We start from the raw sequence: 22,533 nt of genomic DNA on the forward strand, positions 1-22,533 counted from the left end.
AAAAATCCGCTAACCCAAGTTTAAAACTCGAATTAGCGGATAAGATGAGACTAACAACTTATTTAATGTAGTTGTAAGAACCAGCTTGGCTTGCTGAGATTGTACGTGAAGTTACAACACCAGGGCCATGACCGTAGTTCATTTCTGAAACTTTAACTGAACCGTCATTGTTAACGTTCTCAACGTAAGCTACGTGACCAAAGCCACCTTGAGATGTTTGCATGATTGCACCTTGCTTAGGTGAGTTGTCTACAGTGTAGCCAGATTGAGCTGCTGCGTTAGCCCAGTTCTTAGCGTCGCCCCAAGTTGAACCGATTTTGCCACCTACTTTGTCGTATACATAGTAAGTACATTGACCAGAAGCGTAAAGGTTTGAACCAGAACCAGATTTACCTGCGAATGCAGCGCCACCTTTGTTGCTTGAAGGTGCAGATTGAGTTGTTACTTTCACGTTGTTGCTTGAAGTGCTTTGTGTATTGTAAGTAGCACCTTTACCACCAGTAGTGTTGTTGTTAGTTGTGTAAGTTTGTGGTTGGTAGTTAGCGTTATTGTTTGTTGTATAGTTATAGCTGTAATTATTGTTATTAGTGTAATTGTAGCTGTAGTTATTGTTGTTTACATTATTGTAGTTATAGCTAGTTGCTTGTTGACCTTGAGCTTGTGGTGCTTGGCTTGGACTCCAGTTACCTTGCCAAGTGTAGTGATAGTTACCTTGTTGGTCAATTGTGTAGTGATAGCTATATGACATTGGATCATTTGGATTATATCCATTATTTGTATTCTCCGCTGCGTCAGCGTCATGGTGTGCGAAAGCTAATGCCGCGATACCTGCAGAAGCGATTGATGCTGTAGCGATTTTTTTATTCATAATAAAATATCCTCCTAATGATTTCGTGAAATTTTGTTTCGTTTTTTGCTCTAACGTCTATATACAATAAGTGAACTTTTTGTTTTCTTAATTAACGACAAGTCACACTCTAACAAACATACAAGGGTTTGTGGGCGATGTTATTACTTTGTAATTGATACATAATAAAGTGGCGCGCTCTGTAATATTTCTGTCTTTTTTCTGTAAAAGCTATAGCTACTGTCATGATGCATTTTTAGAATCCCCCTCATTTCGAAAGCGTTTTCACTATGTAACATTTTTTCATTTGTTTTTTCCTTGTTGCAATACATTATCCCGTCTTTTATGTATATTTTTATGCGTTTTTTCTGTTTAAAATAACCCACTAACACTCACTTTACGAGCAGAATTTTCCACTTTTTCACTTCTATCTAATGTAAAAAAGAGTGCCAACCGAAGTTGACACTCTGAAAACAATCCATTCATCTCAATGAGTGAATTTCTTATTTATCTTCTTTTTTACGTCTTCTACCAGCTAAGAATAATGCGCCAAGTGCAGCGAATAAGCTACCGAAGATTGTACCACTGTTGTCAGTGTTACCAGTTTCTGGAAGAGCTTTCGCTTCAGATTTAGCATCATCTTTCGCTTCAGCATGTTTCATAGAATCATCGTGACCTTGAGCCATGTCAGAACCTTGAGTCATTGCTGGAGTAGAAGCGTGTTCAGTCATATCTCCTGTGTTCATATCAGAACCATGGTTATCCATTGGAGCTTGACCATTATCATCTTTCTTAGGCATATCGCAGTTGTTGCCGTTCATTTCTTTATCCGTAACTGTTACTACAGTTGGAGTTGAAGTATGACCGTATTTGTCTTTTTCAACAACTGTGATAGTATCGCCTGGTTTCAATGTAGTGCCATCTGGTACTTTGATTGTGAAGTTACCGTCTTTATCGACTGTACCTGTCACTGTAGAACCATCTGGTAATGTTACTTCTACAGTGTTTCCTGGTGTACCTTTACCAGTTACTGTTTTGTCTCCACTGTGGATTGGATCTACAGTTGGTTGGTGAGCAGTATTTGGATAATCGCCAACAGTTACTTCTGTTGCTGGTGATGTATGTCCATTTTTGTCTTTTTCAACAACTGTTACTTTGTCACCTGGTTTCAACTCTTTACCGTCTGGTACTTTGATTGTGAAGTTACCGTCTTTATCAACTTCACCTGTCACTTTAGAACCGTCTGGTAATGTTACCTCTACAGTGTTACCTGGCGTACCTTTACCACTTACTGAAGTACCACCACCGTGGATTGGATCTACGATTGGTTGATGTGCTGTGTTTTCAGTATCACCTACAGTCACTTTCGTTGGTGTTGAAGCGTGACCGTGTTTATCTTTTTCAACTACTGTGATAGTATCGCCTGGTTTCAATGTTGTACCATCTGGTACTTTCACTGTTACTGGGATACCAACTTTAGTACCTGGTTTAGCATCTTTAGGTGGCGTTACTGTTACTGTTCCTGTATTCGGATCTACATTCACTGTCCAACCATCTGGAACATTTTTAGGTCCTTCAAATTGTGTGCCCGGTGGTAAGTCTTTATCTTTTGTTTGCGGTACATCGACGGGTTGACCTGGCTTAGTTGATTTATCATCGTAGCCTGGGTCGTTGTCTTGTGCATCATTTGGCGTTACTGTTACTTTCGCATTCGTTGTCTCAGTTGAGCCATCTGGATATTTCACTGTTACTGGAATGTCGACACTTGTGTTTGGATCTGCATCCGCTGGTGGTGTAACCGTTACTTTACCTGTATTTGGATCTACATCTACTGTCCAACCATCAGGAATATCTTTAGGTCCTTCGAATTGTGTACCTGTTGGTAGATCTGGATCTTTCGTTTGTGGTACCTCTACCGGTTGACCTGGCTTAGTTGTTTTAGGGTCATAACCTGGGTCGTTGTCTTGTGCATCATTTGGCGTTACTGTTACTTTCGCATTTGTTGTATCAGTTGAGCCATCTGGGTATTTCACTGTTACTGGAATATCAACACTTGTGTTCGGATCTACATCCGCTGGTGGTGTAACCGTTACTTTACCTGTATTTGGATCTACATCTACTGTCCAACCATCAGGAATATCTTTAGGCCCTTCGAATTGTGTTCCTGTTGGTAGATCTGGATCTTTCGTTTGTGGTACTTCGACGGGTTGTCCTGGTTTTGTTGTTTTAGGATCATAACCTGGCTCGTTTGTTTGAGCATCTGTCGCGATAACAGTTACCTGAGCGTTTGCAGTATCAGCCGAACCATCTGGATATTTCACTGTTACTGGAACACGAGCTACATCTCCTGGATTCGCATTTGCAGGTGGTGTCGCTGTTACTGTTCCTGTACTTGAGTTTATCTCGATTGTCCAACCTTCAGGTACATTACCTGAAACTTCAAATTGTGTACCACTAGGTATCGCTTTATCTGCTACTTGTGGTACGTCTACTGATTGACCTGGTTTTGTAGTTTTAGGTGCATAACCAGGATAATGCTTCTCAGCATCAGTAAGTTTCACTGTAACTCTAGCACGCACATTATCTATAGTACCGTCAGGATAAATTACGTTTACTGGAACGAAAATGTATGAGTTTTCATTACTATCTAATGGTGGTGTGGCTGTAATTCTACCTGTAGTAGGATCTACAGTAGCAGTCCAACCTGCTACTAAATTAGGTTCATCTATTTCATATCTAGTTCCTTCAGGTATATCCTTATCTTTTGTTTGATCTACTGAAACTGCTACACCTGGATTAGTAAATGAATCTTCATATCCTGGGTTATATTTTTGAGCGTCATTTGCAAGTACTGTAATACGTGCATTAGGACTATCTGTTGTTCCATCTGGATAAGTTACAAGAACTGTTACACCAATAGAAGTGTTTGGATTAATTATCTCAGGAGCAGTAGCAGTAATTTCACCGGTATGAGAATCTAAATCTATAGTCCAACCTTCTGGCATTTCATAACCTGGAGCTATAGAGTATACTGAGCCTTCTGGCATATTTGTATCATTTACCTGGGATGACTTAACAGTCTTACCTGGATAAGTGAAGACTTCATTATAGCCTGGATCATGTGAAAGTGTATCATTAGCAATTACATGTACACGTGCACTAGTTTCATTAGTACTATTATCTGGATAGAATACTCTGAGAATGATATCAGCGTAATCTCCTGGGTTAGCTGATGCTGGAGGTGTAACAACTAGTTCACCTGTATGTTCATCAACCGTTGCTGTCCATGTACTTGGTAATTCTTTAATAGTGTATCTAGTTCCTTCAGGCACATTAGTATCTTTTGTTTGAGGAACTGTGACTGATACAGCTGGTGTCGTAGTTTTTTCTTCATATCCTGGATGATAAGTACGTGAATCATCAAATAATACTTTTACTCGAGGTGATAACGTTCTACTTTTAGATCCATCAGGATAAGTTACTATGACTTTAATTGGATAACTTTTATTTTGTTGTGCATTTAATGGAGGAGTAACAGTAATAGTACCTGTTTCTTGATCTATCGTTCCTGTCCATCCAGAAGGTAAACCATTTTTTGCAAATTCGTATTCAGAACCTTCTGGCATATCGTTATCCCCAGTTTGATCAAGATCTACTGATACACCTGGCTTAGTAGTAGTACTTTCATAACCTGGATTATGTGATTCAGCATCTGTTACATTAAGATGAATAGGAGCATCGACGACTACCTCGTCAGCTGCTCTAAACCCAGCATAACCACGTACAGCTACTGGATTTTGATTTTGCTCATCACTATATTTTTTAAGTGCTTCAAATAACACGGCTTGCTTAATTTCTTTCGCAGACGCTTTTGTAGTATCGATGTTCAACGCATCAATAGCTTGTTCTGCTTCCTCGCTTGATACACCCGTAGTCTTCGCATAGTAATCTACAGCTGAAGTACGGTCTTCAACTTTATTGATATCAGCATGTGTATCTTGAGTTTCTACTTTATTATTAGAAGATTGTGTTATTTCTTTATTACTCTCAACAGATTGAGCTGTCTCTTCTGTTTGAACTTGATCTATTTCATTAGAAGTTTCTTCTGTAGATTGATCTTCTTTCTGTTGTGTAGATGGGTCTACTTGAGATGAAGAAGTATCATCGTTAGATGCTTTCGTTTCATGTTGAGAAGGTTGTTCAGCTTGAACATCAGTTGCTTCTTCTTGAGTTTGATCATCTTGAACTGATTGCTCAGTTGAGGATGTTTCATCACTCGCTTGAGATGCTTCTGTTTCTGTTGCTTGCGTGTCGTGTGACGTTGTATCAGTTGTTTCAGGGTTAGATACCGCTTCAGCCTCAGTTGATTCCTTAACAGAACCTTCACCCTTATCATTATTACCTACTGAATGACTGCTGTTCGCTTCAGTATCTTCAGCGGCTTTGGCGTCACTGTTTGCACCAAAGATAAGAGTGGCACCAATTAAGATTGATGCAGTCCCTACAGTGAAACGACGAATAGAATATTTGTTCTGTCTATTCGGTAGGAAATCTAATCTCCCTTTTCTCTTCTTGTTTCTCAAAGAATTATCCTCCCTATAGTATAAAATGTGTTATTTCTTGAAGTCATTATCTGACGCCTTAACTATACCACACAACTATAGTTGACACTAGTCAATTTTATTTTGATTAATTTATACAATTATTTATATAGTTTTAATACTTTTTTGCTTATATATAAGGTGCATAAACGTAATTCTTACTTTAATGAAATCTTAATTAGAGTAGAATTATCTTTAATAGTGACTAGCAATTAATAATCATAATTATGTAGCTTAATTGAGAATTTCACCGATTATACGCATGTTTATTGAGAAAATGTGCATAAAGAAATAAAGCATATCTTGTGCTTTAACAAACGAATGGGAACTTATTTTAATAATTATTACTGATAATCTCATTTATTATAGAAGCGACGAACTTGTGACCCTTAATATCTCGTTATTGTTCCTAAAATGTCTTGCAAAAAATTTTCGTAAATTTTTCACAAATGCACTTTTACAAGCTTTTGACATAGCAAAAACCCACAATCCAAACCATCAGTCAGAATTGTGGGTTCATCACAAAAATATTATTTATCGCGAGGATCTTTAACGTGTAAATCGTCACCTTTCTCTTGTAAGTGTTCTTTCATATCCTCACTTGTATGTTCTTTACCAAAACGCGCTTCTTGATGTTCATTACTATTGGCTTCAGTAAATCCTGTTCCAGTACGTTCTGAAGTATTACCCTCTGATTTCGTAGTTCCAAACTGCGTCGGTTCTTTCTGTTCTTCATTAGCTTCTGTGAAATCAGGACGTCCATCATGTTGATGATCATCGCGACCACTGTATTGTTTACCTGCCTCTTCATGATAGACACTATCTTGGTTCTCTCTGTGCATATCATCTTGTTGATGGTTCTTCGGCTTTCTCACTAAAAGCATAATACCTGCAATTAAGAAGAGAATAGTACAAATCCAATTTGCGAATAATGCAATAATACCTGCAATAATGAGTAATACACCTGCAGCAATACGATTCTTCTTAATCAAGAAGACTGCTATTAGGGCTAAGATAGTTATAATAATTGAACCTACTATACCTACAGTCATCATTGTCACCATATTTTCAGCACCTTGTCGCGCTTGTTCAGTGCTCTGACCCGCTTTGATTGCATCAGTATCCACTTTGTCAGGATCAAAGAGTGGTTTTAAAGCCACAAAGGATATAATTCCAAGTATTCCAAATACAATACCTATCCATGAAAGGACTTTTTCTGCTGTTCTTTTCATAAATATGTAACCTCCTTTTCTATCTCTATCCCCTATTTAAAAGTAATTAATCTCTAATTTCAAATATTAATAAAATATTTGTTGTTGTTATGATATTAATTTTTATATTTATCAAATATATATTGTGGAATGTGACAATAATCGTTAGGATGACGATCTAAATAGTCTTGATGCTCGTCTGCACTCGGAATATAATTCGTTAACGGTAGGACTTCTGTCGCAATCAGATGATGATCTTCAAACTGATCAATAAAGTCCTGTGCCTCGCTAAGGTGTGCCTTCGATTCACTATAGAAACCGGTGCGATATTTCAATCCTCTATCTTCACCTTGCTGATTCACGCTATAAGGGTCAATGATTTCAAATAGATATTCCATTAACTGTGTCACAGTCACCTCATCAGGATCGAAAGTAACTTTCACCGCTTCAGCATAGCCATCGTACTCACCGTCGAGCGTAGAAGTCGTTCCGTTCACTCGTCCCGCTTCTGTATCTTTAACTCCCAGGACAACTTTCATGAAAGCTTGGACGCCCCATAAACAACCGCCTGCTAAATATGCTGTTTCCATCTTATCTCCTCCCCTTGTATTTCTAGTGTCTTTAATAGTTAGTCAAAGCTTACCATTATCATTTTTATTGTCAAAGGCAGATGAGTTATTTGCAAAATCAAATGGAGTAGTGAAAAAATATAAGTCTACACAAGTAAAATTTTTGTATTTTTAATAAAAATCTCGTTATACTTACGGTAGAGAAAGGCTGCGTGAATAGGCACAATTACTGGCGGTCCCAATACTTATTGGGAGGATTGATAACGCATGTCTGAACAAGAGCATTTCGACATAGCCCTCGATCCTAAAGAACTCAACATTGACTGGGATAAGGCCACAGTTGATGAAGAGGAGTTACTCGAAGCAGGTTACCCTCTGGCCTTACTTGTCAATTGGATCGAGAACAATATCATTGCACCTTTCTCTGTTGAAAACAGTAAACGCCATTTCTACACTAAAGAAGTGTTTAAGGCGACTGTTTATCATGTCATGAGCCAAAAAGCTCAAGACGATGATAAGAAAGTAATGGACTAGTCTTTGGCTAGTCCATCTTTCTTATTTATAAGACACCCCGCATATTCATTTTTACAAAAATAAGACGGCTTTCTCTCTAAAGTCGTTTGTACTACAGAAAATGAAATTTCATCATCAACTTCCCTATACAATATAAAAAAGCTCCTACACGAAAGCGCTTCGCATAGGAACTTAATTAACCTTTAAGACGTATGAGTATTTGGGTTCTTATATCTATAACGTCTTTGTACATAATAGTAGAGACACATAGCTAAGAGTACGACGATAGCTATCGCAATATAGAGCCAACGATATCCAATGGCTGAAATAACGAAACCTAAGACAAACGGACCGATGCCTGAGCCTAAGTCTAAACAAATAAAGAATGTCGATGTTGCTAAGCCCATCTTATCTGCTGGTGATTGTTGAATCGCAATCGTCTGACTGCTAGGAACGAGCGTACCGTAACCTAGGCCGACAAAGATAGAAGCGAGAATAATCAACCACGTATTCACTGAACCTGCTAGTGTAATGAGTCCAAGCGCAAAGAGGATAAATGTTGGGAACATGATGAAATTAGCCCCTTTGTGGTCGAATATTTTACCAGTAAAAGGACGAGAAATGAATGAAATTACCGCGTAGAAGATAAAGAATAAACTAGATGCAGTGACGAGATCCATCGTCTCCGCAAAGCTTTTAATATAGGAAAGAATACTTGAGTAACAGATACCTATAATAAAGATAACGATTGAAATCGGTAATGCTTCTGGTTGAAGGAAAGCTTTCCAACCTTTAGGCTGATTCTGTTTATCGTTTGAACGCACAACTGGGATGCGTTTAATAAATAAGGATAGGATAAATGCAATAACGATAAAGATGAGACCAAATAGGAAGATATGTTGGAAACTTGCTTGTTGAGAGATGAGTATACCTACAAATGGTCCGATAGCTGATGCGAGAATATTACTTAATGAGTAATAACCAATACCTTCTCCTTTACGAGCGGCAGGCACAACTTTAGATGCCATAGAACTTGTTGCGTTAGATCCGATACCGAATGCAAGGCCATGGATGAAACGCACAATATAAAGTATGACGAGTGTCGCTGCGATGTAGTAGAGTGCCACGGCAACGAACGAGAAGACTACACCAAAGAGCAACATGTATTTCAGTTGAATCGAGTCAATGAAACGTCCGGCAACTAGCCGACCAAAGAGCATGCCAATGATAAAGATTCCTGCTGCTAGTCCACCAAGACTTTCACTCGTATGGAACGCATGTATCGTATAGGATGTCACCGTTACGAATAACGCGAAGTGAACCATATACATGAGAAAGTTCACGACAGTGACGTTGATAAAGTCACGCGTCCATAAAGGCTCTTGTACTTGAGATTTATGAGCCATTTCTTTCACCTCACTATGAGTTAATCGTTGTGTACTTTAAATTGATTCACACATATTATTTATACTGTTTATTTAAGTTAAAACGTGCCGTGCTACTTAATGTCTGAAGTATAGATTATGAGTTTAAAATCACTCATTATGCTTATAGGTAAAAAGTAATACATAATTATTCAATAAGTGAGCGTATTTAAGAAGAATAATAGAAGTTTGATTTAAAATTATGTTTAAAACCCACACAATTGAGCAATAGTTACTAATGAGAAAGGCTCACCTTTCTTCATTCCTTAATTAACGACAATGTAGAAGATCAATCTTAGGATTGTTTGCTCTGTGGAGAGGCTTGCTTTTTAGCGAGTCTCTCCGGGGCAAGCCTCTCCGCTAATTTATTAGTGAGGAGGCTGATACATTGGCAAAATTTGAAGAAAATAACATCCAAATTGATCCAAAAGAGATAGATTTGGATTGGAGTCAGCTGATAACTGACGAACAAGAGATGTTAGAAGCTGGCTACCCACTCGAGCTTATCGCTCATTGGGTCGACAACAACATCCTTGAGCCTTTCTCAGTCGATAATCAGCGCCAATTCTACACACAAGATGTGTTTAAGGCGACTGTTTATCAAGCTATGGAACAACAATCCGTAGCTGATAATAAAGAAGTTATGGACTAATTTGTCCATAACTTCTCCCTTTTTAATTATTGAAATAAATCTTGAAACACTGATAAAGAGCGTTTCACTGTCTCGATGTATTGTTCTTTCACTAAAAGTTGCTCGTTAAAGTACTCTAATATATGTTCCGGTACGGTTTCTTCTTTGGGAAAATTAACATCTTGTTCTACGTAGTCTGCAAGCTTTCCTAATGGCGTGTCATCTCCCACGAAACTTTGTAAAAATTCGTAAAAACTCATGACTTCACCTCAAAATCTTACAGCTGTCAAATTCGAATCCTGTTGCGAAGATAAAGTTTATTATTCCTTTCGCCAAACTCGGAATTCGTTTCCGCTTGTAATTCCTTATTTCCATTTTAACAGACAACTAATTGTATTGTTAATAGTGACATTGTTACATTTTATTGTACGACAGATTTTTATAGTTTATTAAAAAATCGTGTAAATTCTATTGACTTTAACTAAATTGTATGTCCAAAAATGGTTTATGCTTACTCTTATTGCATCATCTACTAGTGTAACATTAAAAAGAGTTGTTTTTATACCTAGTTTCATAATTTTATTGAAAATACTTTTCTCTCCTATGTAATACATTTTCAACTTTCGTATGGATATTGCGGTATGCCCCTTTATTAATACTATTTATAGCTTCTCTCGCGATATGATTCTAATATCTAATTTCGTTCAATTTATCTATATTAATGAAGAAAATCTTGAACTACCGCTTTAAACCCTTTCTCTGTTTAAACCTCTCTCTATCCTTTCATAAAGCAGTGACGAATTCAAAATATAGATTTGAAATTTACAATTTCCTAAAATTCTGCGCGCTCGCTTCAAATTTCAAAAATTTGAAGCGAGCGCATTTTTCATGTCCCTTTTTATATCTTTCTAATCTTTATAACTCCTTTTATTTAAAGAGCTAAATATTGATGTCTTCTGCTAAAGCAGTCGACATCTAGAGACGAACGAAAAAGGAAGGAGGTATAGAGAGATGATGTATTCACAAATTAAGAACATTCTCCTTAGAAAGCAACAATCCATTCAAACTATCATAGAGATTTATGAGCAACACCAAGATAATGGCGTGTCATGTGAAATGCGTAAATTAGACATGCTTTTTCAACAAATTTATGCAGAGTTGCATAACTCAGCAGTAGACGAGCTCACATTTGTAGCCTCTACACCACAAGAGCTACTCGAATGGTTTGTCATTCAACACTATTATTACGAAGCATTCTAACGCATGCGACATATATCGTCGTTACAAAGGTATTTAAATTTCTACAAACAAACGTCAAGCCTAACGTTTTAATATTTTATTGTTTTCAGACTTTATTCTAAACGACCTTAACTGTCTAAGGTCGTTTTTTATAATGAATTTATAGAGGTTAAGAGGTGGTTATCATCGAACAGGCATACCGTTTACTTGAAATTTATACAAAATTGCTCAACCACGACACAGTAAATACGGCACTGCTTGCTGAAGAATTTAAAGTTGATCGCCGTACTATTCAACGTGATATCAGCAATATTAAACATTACTTTTACGAGAAAAGTCTTATCAACGAACTCGATTATGAAATACATTTTAACTTTAGTGAAAATAGTTATTTCATCACAAATAAGACTGACCGCTCACTAAATAATTTAGAAACTGTCAGTTATGAAATGACGCACCAAACATATAAAAAGATTAAGCAGACCTATCGAACACAAGTCATTCATCAAGATGCGCAACATATCAAGGTTGAAATGCAACTTTCAACGATTGAAGCGATCAATCTCTGCTTTCAATATCGTAAGTCTTTAAGGTTGATTGCTCCAGAATCACTTTATGCTCAATTCATCACAGAGCTCATCAAGCTTGAGATGATTTACTTAAAACACAAAATTTAATAAATGCTGGAAGGATGAACGCTGGATTAGAGGTTCAGTGTCATCCTTCTTCTATTATAACTATCTTAGATGCCTCGACATTTACAAAAAGGAGTTAGAACAAATATGAAAAAGAGAATAATTTCAACACTCAGTATCACTGCCCTACTACTCGCAGGGTGCCAAGGACACGACAAACATGAGGATGACTCAAAGGATCAGAAACAAACGTCTAGTAGCAAATCTACTTCATCTTCTGATAATAAAAAGTCATCTGAAGACAAATAAAAATCCAAAGATAAAAAGATGAAAGAAATCACATTCGAAGATTTATTCAAAGATGGTAAGGGGCATATGCTATACGATATTAAAGCAAAGTCTTACCATATTAATGAGTCAGTAGATTTTGACAATATTGAAGACGAAAATAATAGCTTAGAACATATGTACTACGTTAAAGATAACAAAGGTCTTGAATATAACGTTGATTTCAACAAAGATGATTCCTATACTTTTAAAAACTTCACTAAATACGATACAGATACGCAGAAATCTAAAATAGAAAAACTTGAGAAACGTCAATTAAATGACCGACTACTTAATGAAGATAAGGGTAAAGTTAACTATCATGCTGATTTGTCGCCTTTCTATCGCTTCAATTACGTTAAAGATGGTAAATTTGATGGCGTTTCTTATCTATTTTCAAAACACGACCTTAAAAAGAAAGATGAATTTGATATTGATGAGCCTAAAAAATGGATGGAAACTCACACCACAGATAAAGACCTAGAACAGTATAAAAAAGACGCTCAAAAAAATTATAGACCATCCTATAACATGGCCATCAAACCTTTTGAATACAAAGGGAAGATGTATGCAGGTTTAGCTGAGGGGACTGAACTGGACAACGGCGTTGATAAGCAGCAAGCAATACCTGAAGTGCTCATTACTGAAGTGCCGAAAAATACAAAAATAGTCGTAAACAAAGACCATAAAGATAAAAACACGACCGTTCTAGACTACAGAAAAAGCGATGATGGTTCTAGAGAAGCCAAAGAGAAAAAAGACAAAGAAGAGCGTGACTTAGATAATATTTAATAAAGGGGAGTCTACATATGAAAAAATTGACTAAAAATTTATCGATTATTATCGCATTCGTTTTGCTTATAAGCGTGTTGAGTGGTTGTGGAAAGAGCATACGAAATAAAGAGGAAGTGACAATTAAGGATATTATTAATGATCCTGAAACTCATTTTATTTATATGATGAAAGATAATGATAATGAGAGTTCAGAAGCTGGTTTTTTAACTAAAAACGGAAAAGTTAAGCCTATTGAATTTAAATATCCTGTGGATACATCTAAGTTATCACGTACAAAAGCCAAAGATATAGAAAAGAAATTCGACATAAAAAAATCTAAGGATGAAAAGTTAAATAAATGGCAAAAAGTCAAAACTTATGCAGAAGTAATCGGTCCAGACGGGACATCACTTATAACAGGTGTTTTCACAAAAAAATTATCTGAGAAAAAATTAAAAAAAGATGGTATAGATATGATGGTTAACAATGATAGTATGGTACTTCTGTATACAGAAAAGAATGCTGTACCATCACAAGATCCAAGTAAAAAAACAATCACTTATGGTTCATTTAATTTGAAATTTGCTGATATAATAAAAGCTGGAACTAAACTTAAAGGTATAGACGAATCAGAGTTTGATGAAGACGAGGAAGAAGAGATGGCTAACCTACCTGAGGTACAAAGTAATATTACATTACCTAAGAAAGTTAAAGAAATTAAAGATATTGATCCTAAAGACAAGGATGTTATAACTACAAAATTTAAACTTGAATACTTAGAGCAATAATTTTATCTATTTGAATAACTTATCGAAAACTAAACTAAGAGGCTCTTTCATAACCTACTCTCGTTATGAAGGAGCCTCTCTTTTTGGCTTATACATATATCACATTTAAAGAACGTATCCAGCACATTCACTAAAAATAAGACATCCGGCTGTCTCTTAAATTAAGAAATTGTTCCCCACATACTTCCCATTTGGTCAGTATTGCGATTCCATGTACGAATTGGTAAGTAGCGACGGCCACCATTAGAATCGTAACCTAGCCATACGTAACCATCTTGTTTCATAACCTCATCGTAATGAATTGTTTGACCTGCTTCTAAAGTTCCACCACGTGGCATATTAATAAATGGGCCTGTTTTACGGGTAATAATAGAAGTATTTGGAGTAAATGACGCATGTTCTTCTTTATACAACGTGCCATATTGATTTTCTTGGAAACCAGGATGGGAAGCACTAGAGCTACCGCCACTCTGACCACCGTTACCATAACCTAATGATTGTAAGAACGGTAATGGGTTCTCAGCTGTTTCGTTACTTGGATAGCCATTCATACGTTGGAAGTGTAAATGTGGCCCCGTAGACGCGCCTGTATTACCTGAATAACCGATAATTTGACCTGTCTGAATTGTTTGTCCTGCTGCTACGTTGAAACCACTAAGATGCATGTAGAATTGTGAATGTTGGCCGTCTGGTTCTTGAACAGTAATCGTGTTACCGCCACCCATTTGGTCCCAACCTGCATACTGAACTGTACCTCCAGTAATCGCACGGACTGGTGTACCTTGTGGCATCGGTAAATCCACGCCATAGTGCATACCATTATTATTCGGTAGAGGGTAACTACCAAAGCCGTATGATACGTTATACGCGTTTAACCATTCTGCTGAACCATAACTTGGCATCGCAAAAAATGTTGTTTCTGGCGTACTTTCTTGAGTATTTGTCTCATTTTCTGTAACTTCGTCTTGAGGTTGTTGCGTGGCTTGGGTTGCTGCTTGATCAGAGTTTTCAACGTTGATATCTTTATCTGATTTCTCTTCTTCTGTTGGTGTTACTTCCTCATTCTCTTGGTTAGACTGCGCGCTCTCTTCTGTACCTTGTCGCCCTTCATCTTGTTGGTATGTAGAAATTTCATTTTCTGAAGACGTGTTATTTGTATTAGCATATGTTTCTGCTTCTGCCTCTACATTTTGCTCGTCTGACGCTGACGTTTCTGAAAGGTCTTGCTTGCCTTTACCACTATCAGTTTCGACTTGTCGCGGCTCTGCTTGAGTCTTCATTTCTTCTTGTTGGCTAGCAGTTGTAACAGCCGCTTCGTTATTTTGAATTTCATCTTGTGGTTCCTCTGCCTGTTCCTCTCCTTGGGTGTCAGCTGTCTGTTCCACTTGTTCTGCATTGTCTACTTCTGCTGCTTCAGCAACGTCACTATCACCCATATGTATCCATAAACATGTTCCCACTATCAGTGATCCGACACCTACAGTGAGCTTGCGAATTCCGAATCTTTGGCGCGATGATTGATTCCGTTTCATCTATGTAACACTCCTCAAATTAATTGCTGTTCCCATTGTTTCACGCCTTATAGTAAAAAGCCATTAAATTCAAATATCATTTACATTACATAAATGTAATATATAATTATAAAGAAAATAATCATAATTGTGTCTACTATAGCTAACGACATACAAAAAACGTTTGTACCCTCAAAGGTTGTTAAGTCTTACACACCCCTAAGCATACAAACGTTTCTTTAATTATTTCTGTTTCGTTAAACGACCGTCCACTAATTGAAAGACTTGGTCGCAATAATCAGTCAAACGTTCATCGTGCGTTACTATAATGCACGTTTTTTCCTGCTCTTTACTCATATCTCGTAGAATACGCATGACTTCCATCGCATTTTCAGTATCTAACGAGGCGGTAGGTTCATCCGCTAAGATCAGCGATGGGTTGGTATATAGCGCTTTAAGAATCGCCACGCGTTGTTTCTGACCGCCAGACACTTGTTCAGGCAGTTTGTTGACGACTTTGTTTAAACCTAGGCGTTCTAACATGTTCTGCAACATCTCATCTGACATGACATCTTTCTTTTCCTTTCTCAATAATTCAAATTGTTGTTTAACTGTGAGAAAAGGAACCAAGTTTGATGTTTGTAATATAAAGCCGATTTCATTCATACGAATATTTGATAACTGTTTTTGAGATAATTGCGTAATATCTTGTTCGTTAATCACAATTCGACCTGATGATGGTGTTTGTAGTGCTCCTGCCATGGTCAATAAGGTACTTTTACCTGAACCTGAAGGACCAACAATAGCGACAATCTCACCTTTACCGAGCTTCAAAGTGGTAGGTTTCACAGCCTCAATCGTCTGGTCGCCATCTCGAAAGTCTTTCGTCACTTGATCAAATTCAATCACTTTAACTGCCTCCTAACCTATCGCTTTCAACGGATCTATCTTACGGATGCTGAGTATTGAGAACACACTGCCTAGTAGCGAAATTACGATAAGCGCCACGCCAAAGAGCAATAGTGTGAGTAAATCCAGCTTAATCGGCACCGCATCTGGTAAGAATGCGCTCGTCAACAACGTCAGTCCAAAGCCAATCACTGTACCAATTAACGCGAGAATGAAGGTTTGTGATAGGACCACTTTGCTGAGATAGCCATTCGTAAAGCCCTGTGCCTTTAAGACGCCAAAGAGTTGTTTCTTCTGTAAAGTCATCACGTACAAGAAGACGCCGATAACTGTTGCAGATATGATAAATAAGAACGTAATCATGAAGTTTAAAGTCAGATTCTGCGGTTTATAGCCAGGAAGTTGTTCTATAAAATTATCCATGCTCACCGCTTCAAGCTTGCTATCGAGTGATTTGTCTTTCCAATTCTTGTCCTTCACTACGACAGCGTTCACTTTGTCACCCTGTAGTTGTGGATTAACTTCCGCCACAGTTTGATTGTTTGCGAAAATGACAGGTGAAGCATTATATTTCGCACTTTCTGTCACACCTACGACCTTCAATTTCACGTCAGATTGTGACAAACTAAGCTGATCGCCCACCTTAAATCCTTTATTTGCTAAAGATTGATCAATCATCACTTCTTTATCATTATGCGCTTTGTGACCTTTGACAATTTTCGGTACGAGGAACGAAGGCTGTTCTGTGCCGAACATGAGCGCATTCTCTTCGTCGTTACCGTTCGACGCTATGACGCCCGTTTGTTTAAGTGTCGCTTGTTTCTTATACTTGCCGTCCACTTGGTCCTTATCCACGATAGATTGCGCTACCGTTTGATTGGCATCTTTATTCATGACAATCGCGTCCGCATTCCACTTTTTTATGCCTTCTGTATTCATGTTAATTAGCCCTTTTGCTAACCCTGAGAGTAAAAATAATAAATAACTGATGAGTATCAAGATACAAATAATTAAACTAAATTTGAGTTTATTTCTCTTAATTTCATTCCATGCTAGAAACATTGTTTTCCTCCATCATCTGCGCATTTTATTGTAATATGCGACTTTCTAATAAATACTCTGATTCATAACGTTGCGCTAACTCCCTCAAGTATTCATGCAAGTCTGATGCAGGGCGCGTACCACTTTTGAATTCCTGCTTTAACTTCTTATAGTGTTTCTTCTCCTCCGAAGTCGCTTCATTTTTAAAATAACCCCACATATGATCTGCAGAATTAATAATATTGTTCTTCTTCGGCTCATATTTCAACGCTTGAATGATAAGCTTCTCGATTTCTTTGTACGAGGGATCCCCTTTCAAACGTTCTCTAATTTCATCATAAGTACGGTGGCTGTACCATAACACACGGTACTTCTCTGTCCGCCACAGTAACTCAATACGACCGCGCTCTTTCATCATGTCATCTCCTTACTACGTCTTTATCTTTACATATTCCCGTTTTGAATACGAATTATTACAACTATCGGACATTCAAGTGTAGTCCAAACGGCTACCGGGTAAATAATGAGTGAGGTGATAATGCTATGAGTAAAGAACAAGTTAAGACAGAAATTGAGAAGATCCTTGAACAATCTAAAGTAGGTGTCCTATCTACTGCTCATAACAACGTTCCAAACAGTAGATATATGATCTTCTATAACGATGATTTCACACTTTATACTAAAACGAGCATCGAATCCGAAAAAATACAAGAATTCAAAGACAATCCTCGTGCACACATCTTACTCGGTTTCGACGATACAAACAACCGCAGTTTCTTAGAAATTGACGCTGAAGTTGAAATCTTAAAAGATCAAGAAACGATTGACTGGTTATGGCAAAAACAAGATAAATCCTACTTCGATTCTAAAGACGACCCAGATTTATGTGTCATCAAAGCCACTCCTAAACAAGTGAAAGTGATGAATGATGACAATGTGGATTCTCCACGTACAATTGAAATGGATTAATTCAAGTAGATCACAACGCATCAATAACGCACTACGGTGACGGAAACGCCTCTCACCGTAGTGTTTTTTTTTATGACACTAAAAAGCCACTTCTTGCAAGCTGATACTTTCAACCTCTTCAAGAAGTGGCCAATTATGAAATTAATGCCCTGTCATCCAAGGACGAGCATTCTTATTCGGTTTCTTCTGTTGTTTCGGCAAGTCTTTGCCTTTTACCAGACGTGGCTCCAATCCGTTTCTTCAATTTCGAATCCATACGTCCTGTCTGAGGTGCGCTAAAGACACGTGTAGAGCGTTGTCCACACTTGGGACACTCGGCCTCGTCGTGATTGGCGTTCATCGATTGTCTAATCGTGAACTCTGCACAGTCAGGACATTCGTAAGTATAGTTTGGCATTAGTCTTCAGGATCCAATTTCGGCATAATGTCGCCTTTGAAGATTTCTCGTGGTAAGGCAATCGTACAGCAAGAGTTTGGAACGTCGACAATACCTGCAACTGTGCCTTGAACGGGAGCTGAACCGAGTAACATGAAGGCTTGTTCACCTGTGAAACCACGTGTCTTCAAGAACTCAATCGCATTGAGACATGCATTACGATAAGCTGTATTCGCATTTAAGTATGTTTGTTCACCGCTAAATTCATCTACTGAAATACCTTCGAAGACGATGTAGTCATTGTAGTTCGGTAGCAATGGACTCGGTTTAAATGCTGGATTCTTCTTGATTTGATATTTGTCCATACCGCCTTTAATTACATTAACGCGTAAGTCGACCCAACCTGGCATTTCGATTCCACCACAGAATGTGATTTCACCATCACCTTGTGAGAAGTGTAAGTCACCGATAGACAGTTTCGCACCGTCAACATGAACTGGGAAATAAACGCGTGAACCACGAGATAGGTTCTTGATATCACAGTTACCACCGTTTTCACGTGGAGGTACTGTACGAGCGCCTTCTTTAGCTACTTTGTCAAAGTCTTTACCTTTCAACGTTCCGGCAACAACTTGGTCTGTATCCGGTAAGTATGCGAATGGTGGCTCGCGATCGGGATCTTGTTCTACGAGTTTCTTCTCACGACGGTTCCATTCATCTAACATTTCTTGAGAAGGCGCTACACCGATTAGTCCAGGATGGATAACCCCTGCAAATTCAACGCCTGGCACGTGACGACTCGTCGCATAAACACCATTAAAATCCCAAATGGATTTCTGCGCATCAGGATAATGATCAACTAAGAAACTGCCGCCATTCGTTTTATCGAACATACCATTGAAGCCCCATTCATGTTCTGGAAAAGCACCAATATCTAAATATCTACCACGAGTAAGTCTCCCGGCTCCACACCATTAACATGTACCGGGCCACTGAGAACGTGTACACGGTTGAGGTTCGCGTACTTGATATCACTTGGATCATCGTTGTTACCGACTTGGCCATCTGTCCAGTCTAAACATTCCATACGGAAGGATTCCCCTGGATCTACTGAGAATGCAGCTGGGATGTCTGGATGCCATCGGTTATGTCCTGGATGATCTTGTTGGTCCATCTTTTTGTTTAAATCTACGTGAAATAATTTCTTCGGCATGATAATTCCCCCATTTATCATTTTTTCGTTTCTGCACGACATTGAAGATTAAAATGTCAAAGTTTTCTGACTGAAATTGAAGTTATGTAAACGGTAACACATTTTGCGGTAAAAGTTTATTATTTTCTCTTTTTGAGTAGGAAGGGAGTCTTAAGTTTGATATACTGTTTTTCATTTATACGTAAGTAGTTGTTCACGTATTAAGATTTTTGCGTTACCCAGACACTTAGGCACCGGTTCCGTCGTTCTAATCATGGAATATTGTTTCATTATCCTATCCCTACATTACAGATAGGCATAGTATCTGAACATCTAGGCAAATTTTTAACAAATTTGTTGTTTCAAAATACGGTATTGTTTCATATTTAACCATTCCTAAGTGTAATCAGTTCTCCATTTCGTCTTTAATGTCAGACTTCTTTGTTTGCTTAAAATGAAACATTTCATACACTTAAGTATTCCGATTTAACAGATAGGCATAGTTTTTGAACAGTTAGGCAGAATACCTATCTATTTTTGTTTCATTTTCACTGACTACATACTATATATTTATGAAATTGATAATCAATATCAATAAATGAACTTCAAACTTCTCTGTCAATTGAGTTAGTTCTTAAAAAGATCTTATTTCAATTATTTTATCTAAAAAGACAGTTAGGCATTATTTCATACACTTACGCACTCAAATCAGCTCAAAGTGAAACATCCTAACTCACCTCTTCCTTAACGTATGATTGATTTAACTACAAACGGGAAATGAAATAATGAAACAGACAAGGAGTGATATTGAATGAGTATGATTGATGAACGTATGGCGAAAGATATTGAAGACAAGCCGTCACGTGCAGAAGCTGAGGGCGCAGGCGATTTGAATTCTGAACAAGAAATGCAACAGAATGCCTTTGAACGCTTAGGCAAAGACTCAGTTATCATTGAAACACTCGTGATTATGAACGTTGTGTTTGCCGCAGCGACATTTGGTTTAATCGGCGCATTAATTTATGCGTTGAAGAAAGACTAAGCCTAAGTCTGACACCACAACAAGATGATTTATTTCAGGATGGGACGCGAAATCGAAGTGATTTCAGTTCCATCCTTTTTTTACTGTGTTGAATTATTTTGTATTAACAACAGTTTTTATTACATTTTAAAAAGCTAAAAGTGATAAAATGACTTTGCATTAAATCACAATAAGGAGGAATCCCCTATGAGTAACGTCTTGATGGTTAATGTTGGAACAGAAGGTCATATCAATCCGACGATTTCAGTCGTGCAGCGACTCGTTGAACAAGGCGAACACGTCGTTTACTACGCCTCAGACAACTTCGCTGACAAACTCAAACAAACCGGTGCGGAAATTCGACCGATTTCGACAGAAGCGCTTATGACTGAATTTCGACATTATGGTAACGATAACCTCTTTAATGTCATTAACGGTCTGTTGCGGATGGGCAATGTTGTGATTCCTGAAGTGCTGAATGGTATTGAAGGTGAACATTACGACTATCTCATCTACGACTCCATGTTTAGTATGGGCTACTGCATCGCGCAACATCTCGACATTCCGTCTATCTCACTCTACGCCTCTTTCGCTGAAAACAAAACGACTTTCGATCAGAAATTAGATGGTATGGCGCATGCCCTAAGTGACGACGAAGTTGCGAAAGCTGATGACATCTTCAACGACTTGAAACAACATTTGGAACAGAAATACAACGTCGACATCCCTTCTCGCTACGTGGTAATGCAGAACCCTGCTGACCTCAATATCACTTTCGTTATGAAAGGTTTCCAATCCAACAAGGATCTCATACCAGATGACCAGTTTATTTACGCTGGACCTTCACTACGTCATGTCGAGCAAGACACTGAATTTCTTGAGAACGTTGATAGTTCACGTCCACTTATTTACATTTCGCTTGGAACCGTATTTAACAGTAATCAGCGTTTCTTTGAACAATGCGTCGAAGCATTCAGTGATATTGATGCGACAGTGCTCATGTCAATCAGTAACCCAGATGTGCTGGATGCGCTCAACGATTTCCCTGACAACTTTATCGTGAAATCTTACGTACCACAGCTTGAGGTGTTGAAACATGCAGATCTCTTCCTCACTCATGGTGGTATGAACAGCACTAACGAAGGGATATATTATCACGTCCCGTTGATTGCGTTCCCTCAAGGCGCAGATCAACCCTTTGTGGCGAAGCGTATCGCAGAGCTCAATATTGGCACGCAAATGGATACGGCGCATATTTCAGCTGAGGATATTAAAAGAGAAGCTACACATATTCTCGATCATCTCGACGCGTATCAAGCCAATGTGCGTAAAGTAGCAGAAGATCAGCCTTATGAGGAACCAGGTTATATCGTAGCTGCAGATAAAATAATGGCGTTCGGACGACAATCTTAATAATCGAGTTAAGTTAAAATAAATGAAGGCGACTCACCTTTGTACGAGTCGTCTTCATTTTAATTTGGCGTTCTTTGATATTTAGGAAACTTTATATTCTGTTAATTTCACTCATTATCCAACTGTACTGATTTTATTTTTGGAATTTCAGGAAGAAATCCGTACTGAATCTCCATTTTTAAGCCAGCCGGTTGACCATTCACTTCTACGCGATAATAACTTATATGTCCACTTCCTTGATTATCAGCCTTTTTATCTACAGAAATATGCTTTTGGCTCTTTAAAAAATGATATGTACTATTATCTTTGGCTACTTTCTTCAACTTCTTAGTATTATCCTCTTTGATATACTGATTTAATTGCTTTTCGCCCGTATGCGTCGCCCAGACATCAAATAAGAAAAAGTTCGCAACTATATAGCCTATCGCTAAAATAATGAGAATTCCTATAACATAAAATATTTTCTTCACTTTGAAACTCCTAATATTTTAAATTTATATTTTAATATAACATAATTAATTTTACCTTTCCTCCCTCTGACG

Annotated in this window: 22 protein-coding genes and 1 pseudogene; 10 read left to right on the top strand and 13 right to left on the bottom strand. The window is 37.9% G+C overall.

The features are described from left to right. Positions 1–58: 58 nt before the first annotated feature. The 4 genes from CD126_RS04165 to CD126_RS04185 all read right to left on the bottom strand — a co-directional run bounded on the left by CD126_RS04165 (position 59) and on the right by CD126_RS04185 (position 7,249). Positions 59–868 (bottom strand): CHAP domain-containing protein, encoded by an 810-nt coding sequence (locus CD126_RS04165; protein WP_103370077.1) that lies wholly within the window; start codon positions 866–868, stop codon positions 59–61. Positions 869–1,350: 482 nt separating this feature from the next. Then, entirely contained in the window at positions 1,351–5,430 is a 4,080-nt protein-coding gene (locus tag CD126_RS04175; RefSeq protein ID WP_103370078.1) for a YPDG domain-containing protein, read from the bottom strand. Positions 5,431–5,978: 548 nt separating this feature from the next. Continuing rightward, positions 5,979–6,680: a DUF4064 domain-containing protein gene (locus CD126_RS04180; RefSeq protein ID WP_103370079.1), complete on the bottom strand. Its 702-nt coding sequence runs from the start codon at positions 6,678–6,680 to the stop codon at positions 5,979–5,981. A gap of 95 nt (positions 6,681–6,775) precedes the next feature. After that, positions 6,776–7,249 carry a peptide-methionine (S)-S-oxide reductase gene (locus tag CD126_RS04185; protein ID WP_103370080.1) on the bottom strand — a complete coding sequence of 158 codons (474 nt, stop codon included), beginning with the start codon at positions 7,247–7,249 and terminating at the stop codon, positions 6,776–6,778. Positions 7,250–7,495: 246 nt separating this feature from the next. On the opposite strand from CD126_RS04185, the gene CD126_RS04190 reads away from it, so the two are divergent. Then, a complete protein-coding gene (locus CD126_RS04190; protein WP_002472660.1) occupies positions 7,496–7,762 on the top strand; it encodes a hypothetical protein in 267 nt (88 codons plus the stop codon). 182 nt (positions 7,763–7,944) lie between these two features. Here the strand turns inward: CD126_RS04190 and CD126_RS04195 are convergent, their stop codons facing one another. Next, the gene (locus tag CD126_RS04195; RefSeq protein ID WP_103370081.1) at positions 7,945–9,147 is read right to left on the bottom strand and encodes an MFS transporter; all 1,203 of its coding nucleotides are present in this window, start codon (positions 9,145–9,147) and stop codon (positions 7,945–7,947) included. 406 nt (positions 9,148–9,553) lie between these two features. Between CD126_RS04195 and CD126_RS04200 the strand changes: the two genes are divergently transcribed. Further along, positions 9,554–9,817: a hypothetical protein gene (locus CD126_RS04200; RefSeq protein WP_103370082.1), complete on the top strand. Its 264-nt coding sequence runs from the start codon at positions 9,554–9,556 to the stop codon at positions 9,815–9,817. Positions 9,818–9,843: 26 nt separating this feature from the next. Here CD126_RS04200 and CD126_RS04205 read toward each other — a convergent pair whose 3' ends face one another. Continuing rightward, positions 9,844–10,056 carry a YozE family protein gene (locus tag CD126_RS04205; protein ID WP_049408322.1) on the bottom strand — a complete coding sequence of 71 codons (213 nt, stop codon included), beginning with the start codon at positions 10,054–10,056 and terminating at the stop codon, positions 9,844–9,846. A gap of 751 nt (positions 10,057–10,807) precedes the next feature. Between CD126_RS04205 and CD126_RS04210 the strand changes: the two genes are divergently transcribed. The 5 genes from CD126_RS04210 to CD126_RS04225 all read left to right on the top strand — a co-directional run bounded on the left by CD126_RS04210 (position 10,808) and on the right by CD126_RS04225 (position 13,559). Continuing rightward, positions 10,808–11,056, top strand: coding sequence for a hypothetical protein (locus CD126_RS04210; protein ID WP_049408319.1), 249 nt, complete (start codon positions 10,808–10,810; stop codon positions 11,054–11,056). Between the two features lie 155 nt (positions 11,057–11,211). Beyond that, a complete protein-coding gene (locus CD126_RS04215; protein ID WP_049408317.1) occupies positions 11,212–11,712 on the top strand; it encodes an HTH domain-containing protein in 501 nt (166 codons plus the stop codon). 105 nt (positions 11,713–11,817) lie between these two features. Next, positions 11,818–11,979 (top strand): hypothetical protein, encoded by a 162-nt coding sequence (locus CD126_RS12105; RefSeq protein WP_169931246.1) that lies wholly within the window; start codon positions 11,818–11,820, stop codon positions 11,977–11,979. Positions 11,980–11,997: 18 nt separating this feature from the next. Continuing rightward, positions 11,998–12,789, top strand: coding sequence for a hypothetical protein (locus CD126_RS04220; RefSeq protein ID WP_103370083.1), 792 nt, complete (start codon positions 11,998–12,000; stop codon positions 12,787–12,789). A 17-nt stretch (positions 12,790–12,806) separates the two neighbouring features. Continuing rightward, on the top strand, positions 12,807–13,559 hold the full coding sequence (locus tag CD126_RS04225; protein ID WP_103370084.1) for a hypothetical protein: 753 nt from the start codon (positions 12,807–12,809) through the stop codon (positions 13,557–13,559). Positions 13,560–13,720: 161 nt separating this feature from the next. Here the strand turns inward: CD126_RS04225 and CD126_RS12385 are convergent, their stop codons facing one another. From CD126_RS12385 to CD126_RS04245, 4 genes are all read right to left on the bottom strand, one after another. Further along, positions 13,721–15,091 carry a peptidoglycan DD-metalloendopeptidase family protein gene (locus CD126_RS12385; RefSeq protein ID WP_049408311.1) on the bottom strand — a complete coding sequence of 457 codons (1,371 nt, stop codon included), beginning with the start codon at positions 15,089–15,091 and terminating at the stop codon, positions 13,721–13,723. 222 nt (positions 15,092–15,313) lie between these two features. Beyond that, positions 15,314–15,979, bottom strand: coding sequence for an ABC transporter ATP-binding protein (locus CD126_RS04235; protein ID WP_049408309.1), 666 nt, complete (start codon positions 15,977–15,979; stop codon positions 15,314–15,316). 12 nt (positions 15,980–15,991) lie between these two features. Beyond that, positions 15,992–17,041 carry an ABC transporter permease gene (locus tag CD126_RS04240; RefSeq protein ID WP_049408307.1) on the bottom strand — a complete coding sequence of 350 codons (1,050 nt, stop codon included), beginning with the start codon at positions 17,039–17,041 and terminating at the stop codon, positions 15,992–15,994. Between the two features lie 25 nt (positions 17,042–17,066). Further along, positions 17,067–17,435 carry a YbgA family protein gene (locus CD126_RS04245; protein WP_049408305.1) on the bottom strand — a complete coding sequence of 123 codons (369 nt, stop codon included), beginning with the start codon at positions 17,433–17,435 and terminating at the stop codon, positions 17,067–17,069. A 128-nt stretch (positions 17,436–17,563) separates the two neighbouring features. Here CD126_RS04245 and CD126_RS04250 point away from each other — a divergent pair, with 128 nt between their 5' ends. Continuing rightward, positions 17,564–17,989 (top strand): pyridoxamine 5'-phosphate oxidase family protein, encoded by a 426-nt coding sequence (locus CD126_RS04250; RefSeq protein WP_002472637.1) that lies wholly within the window; start codon positions 17,564–17,566, stop codon positions 17,987–17,989. A gap of 172 nt (positions 17,990–18,161) precedes the next feature. Here CD126_RS04250 and CD126_RS04255 read toward each other — a convergent pair whose 3' ends face one another. Continuing rightward, positions 18,162–18,386, bottom strand: coding sequence for an FmdB family zinc ribbon protein (locus tag CD126_RS04255; RefSeq protein WP_326492487.1), 225 nt, complete (start codon positions 18,384–18,386; stop codon positions 18,162–18,164). Continuing rightward, a pseudogene (gene fmdA / locus CD126_RS04260) lies at positions 18,386–19,578 on the bottom strand (formamidase). Before fmdA ends, CD126_RS04255 begins: the two are co-directional and overlap by 1 nt. Positions 19,579–20,368: 790 nt before the next feature. On the opposite strand from fmdA, the gene CD126_RS04265 reads away from it, so the two are divergent. Further along, positions 20,369–20,599: a hypothetical protein gene (locus CD126_RS04265; protein WP_049408301.1), complete on the top strand. Its 231-nt coding sequence runs from the start codon at positions 20,369–20,371 to the stop codon at positions 20,597–20,599. A gap of 186 nt (positions 20,600–20,785) precedes the next feature. Further along, complete coding sequence (locus tag CD126_RS04270) at positions 20,786–21,991, top strand: macrolide family glycosyltransferase (protein WP_049408299.1); 1,206 nt, start codon at positions 20,786–20,788, stop codon at positions 21,989–21,991. A 107-nt stretch (positions 21,992–22,098) separates the two neighbouring features. Here CD126_RS04270 and CD126_RS04275 read toward each other — a convergent pair whose 3' ends face one another. Further along, entirely contained in the window at positions 22,099–22,461 is a 363-nt protein-coding gene (locus CD126_RS04275; protein ID WP_103370085.1) for a hypothetical protein, read from the bottom strand. Between the last annotated feature and the right edge of the window lie 72 nt (positions 22,462–22,533).

It is taken from the genome of Staphylococcus pettenkoferi, from assembly GCF_002902685.1.
In the GTDB taxonomy this organism is placed as follows: Bacteria; Bacillota; Bacilli; order Staphylococcales; family Staphylococcaceae; genus Staphylococcus; species Staphylococcus pettenkoferi.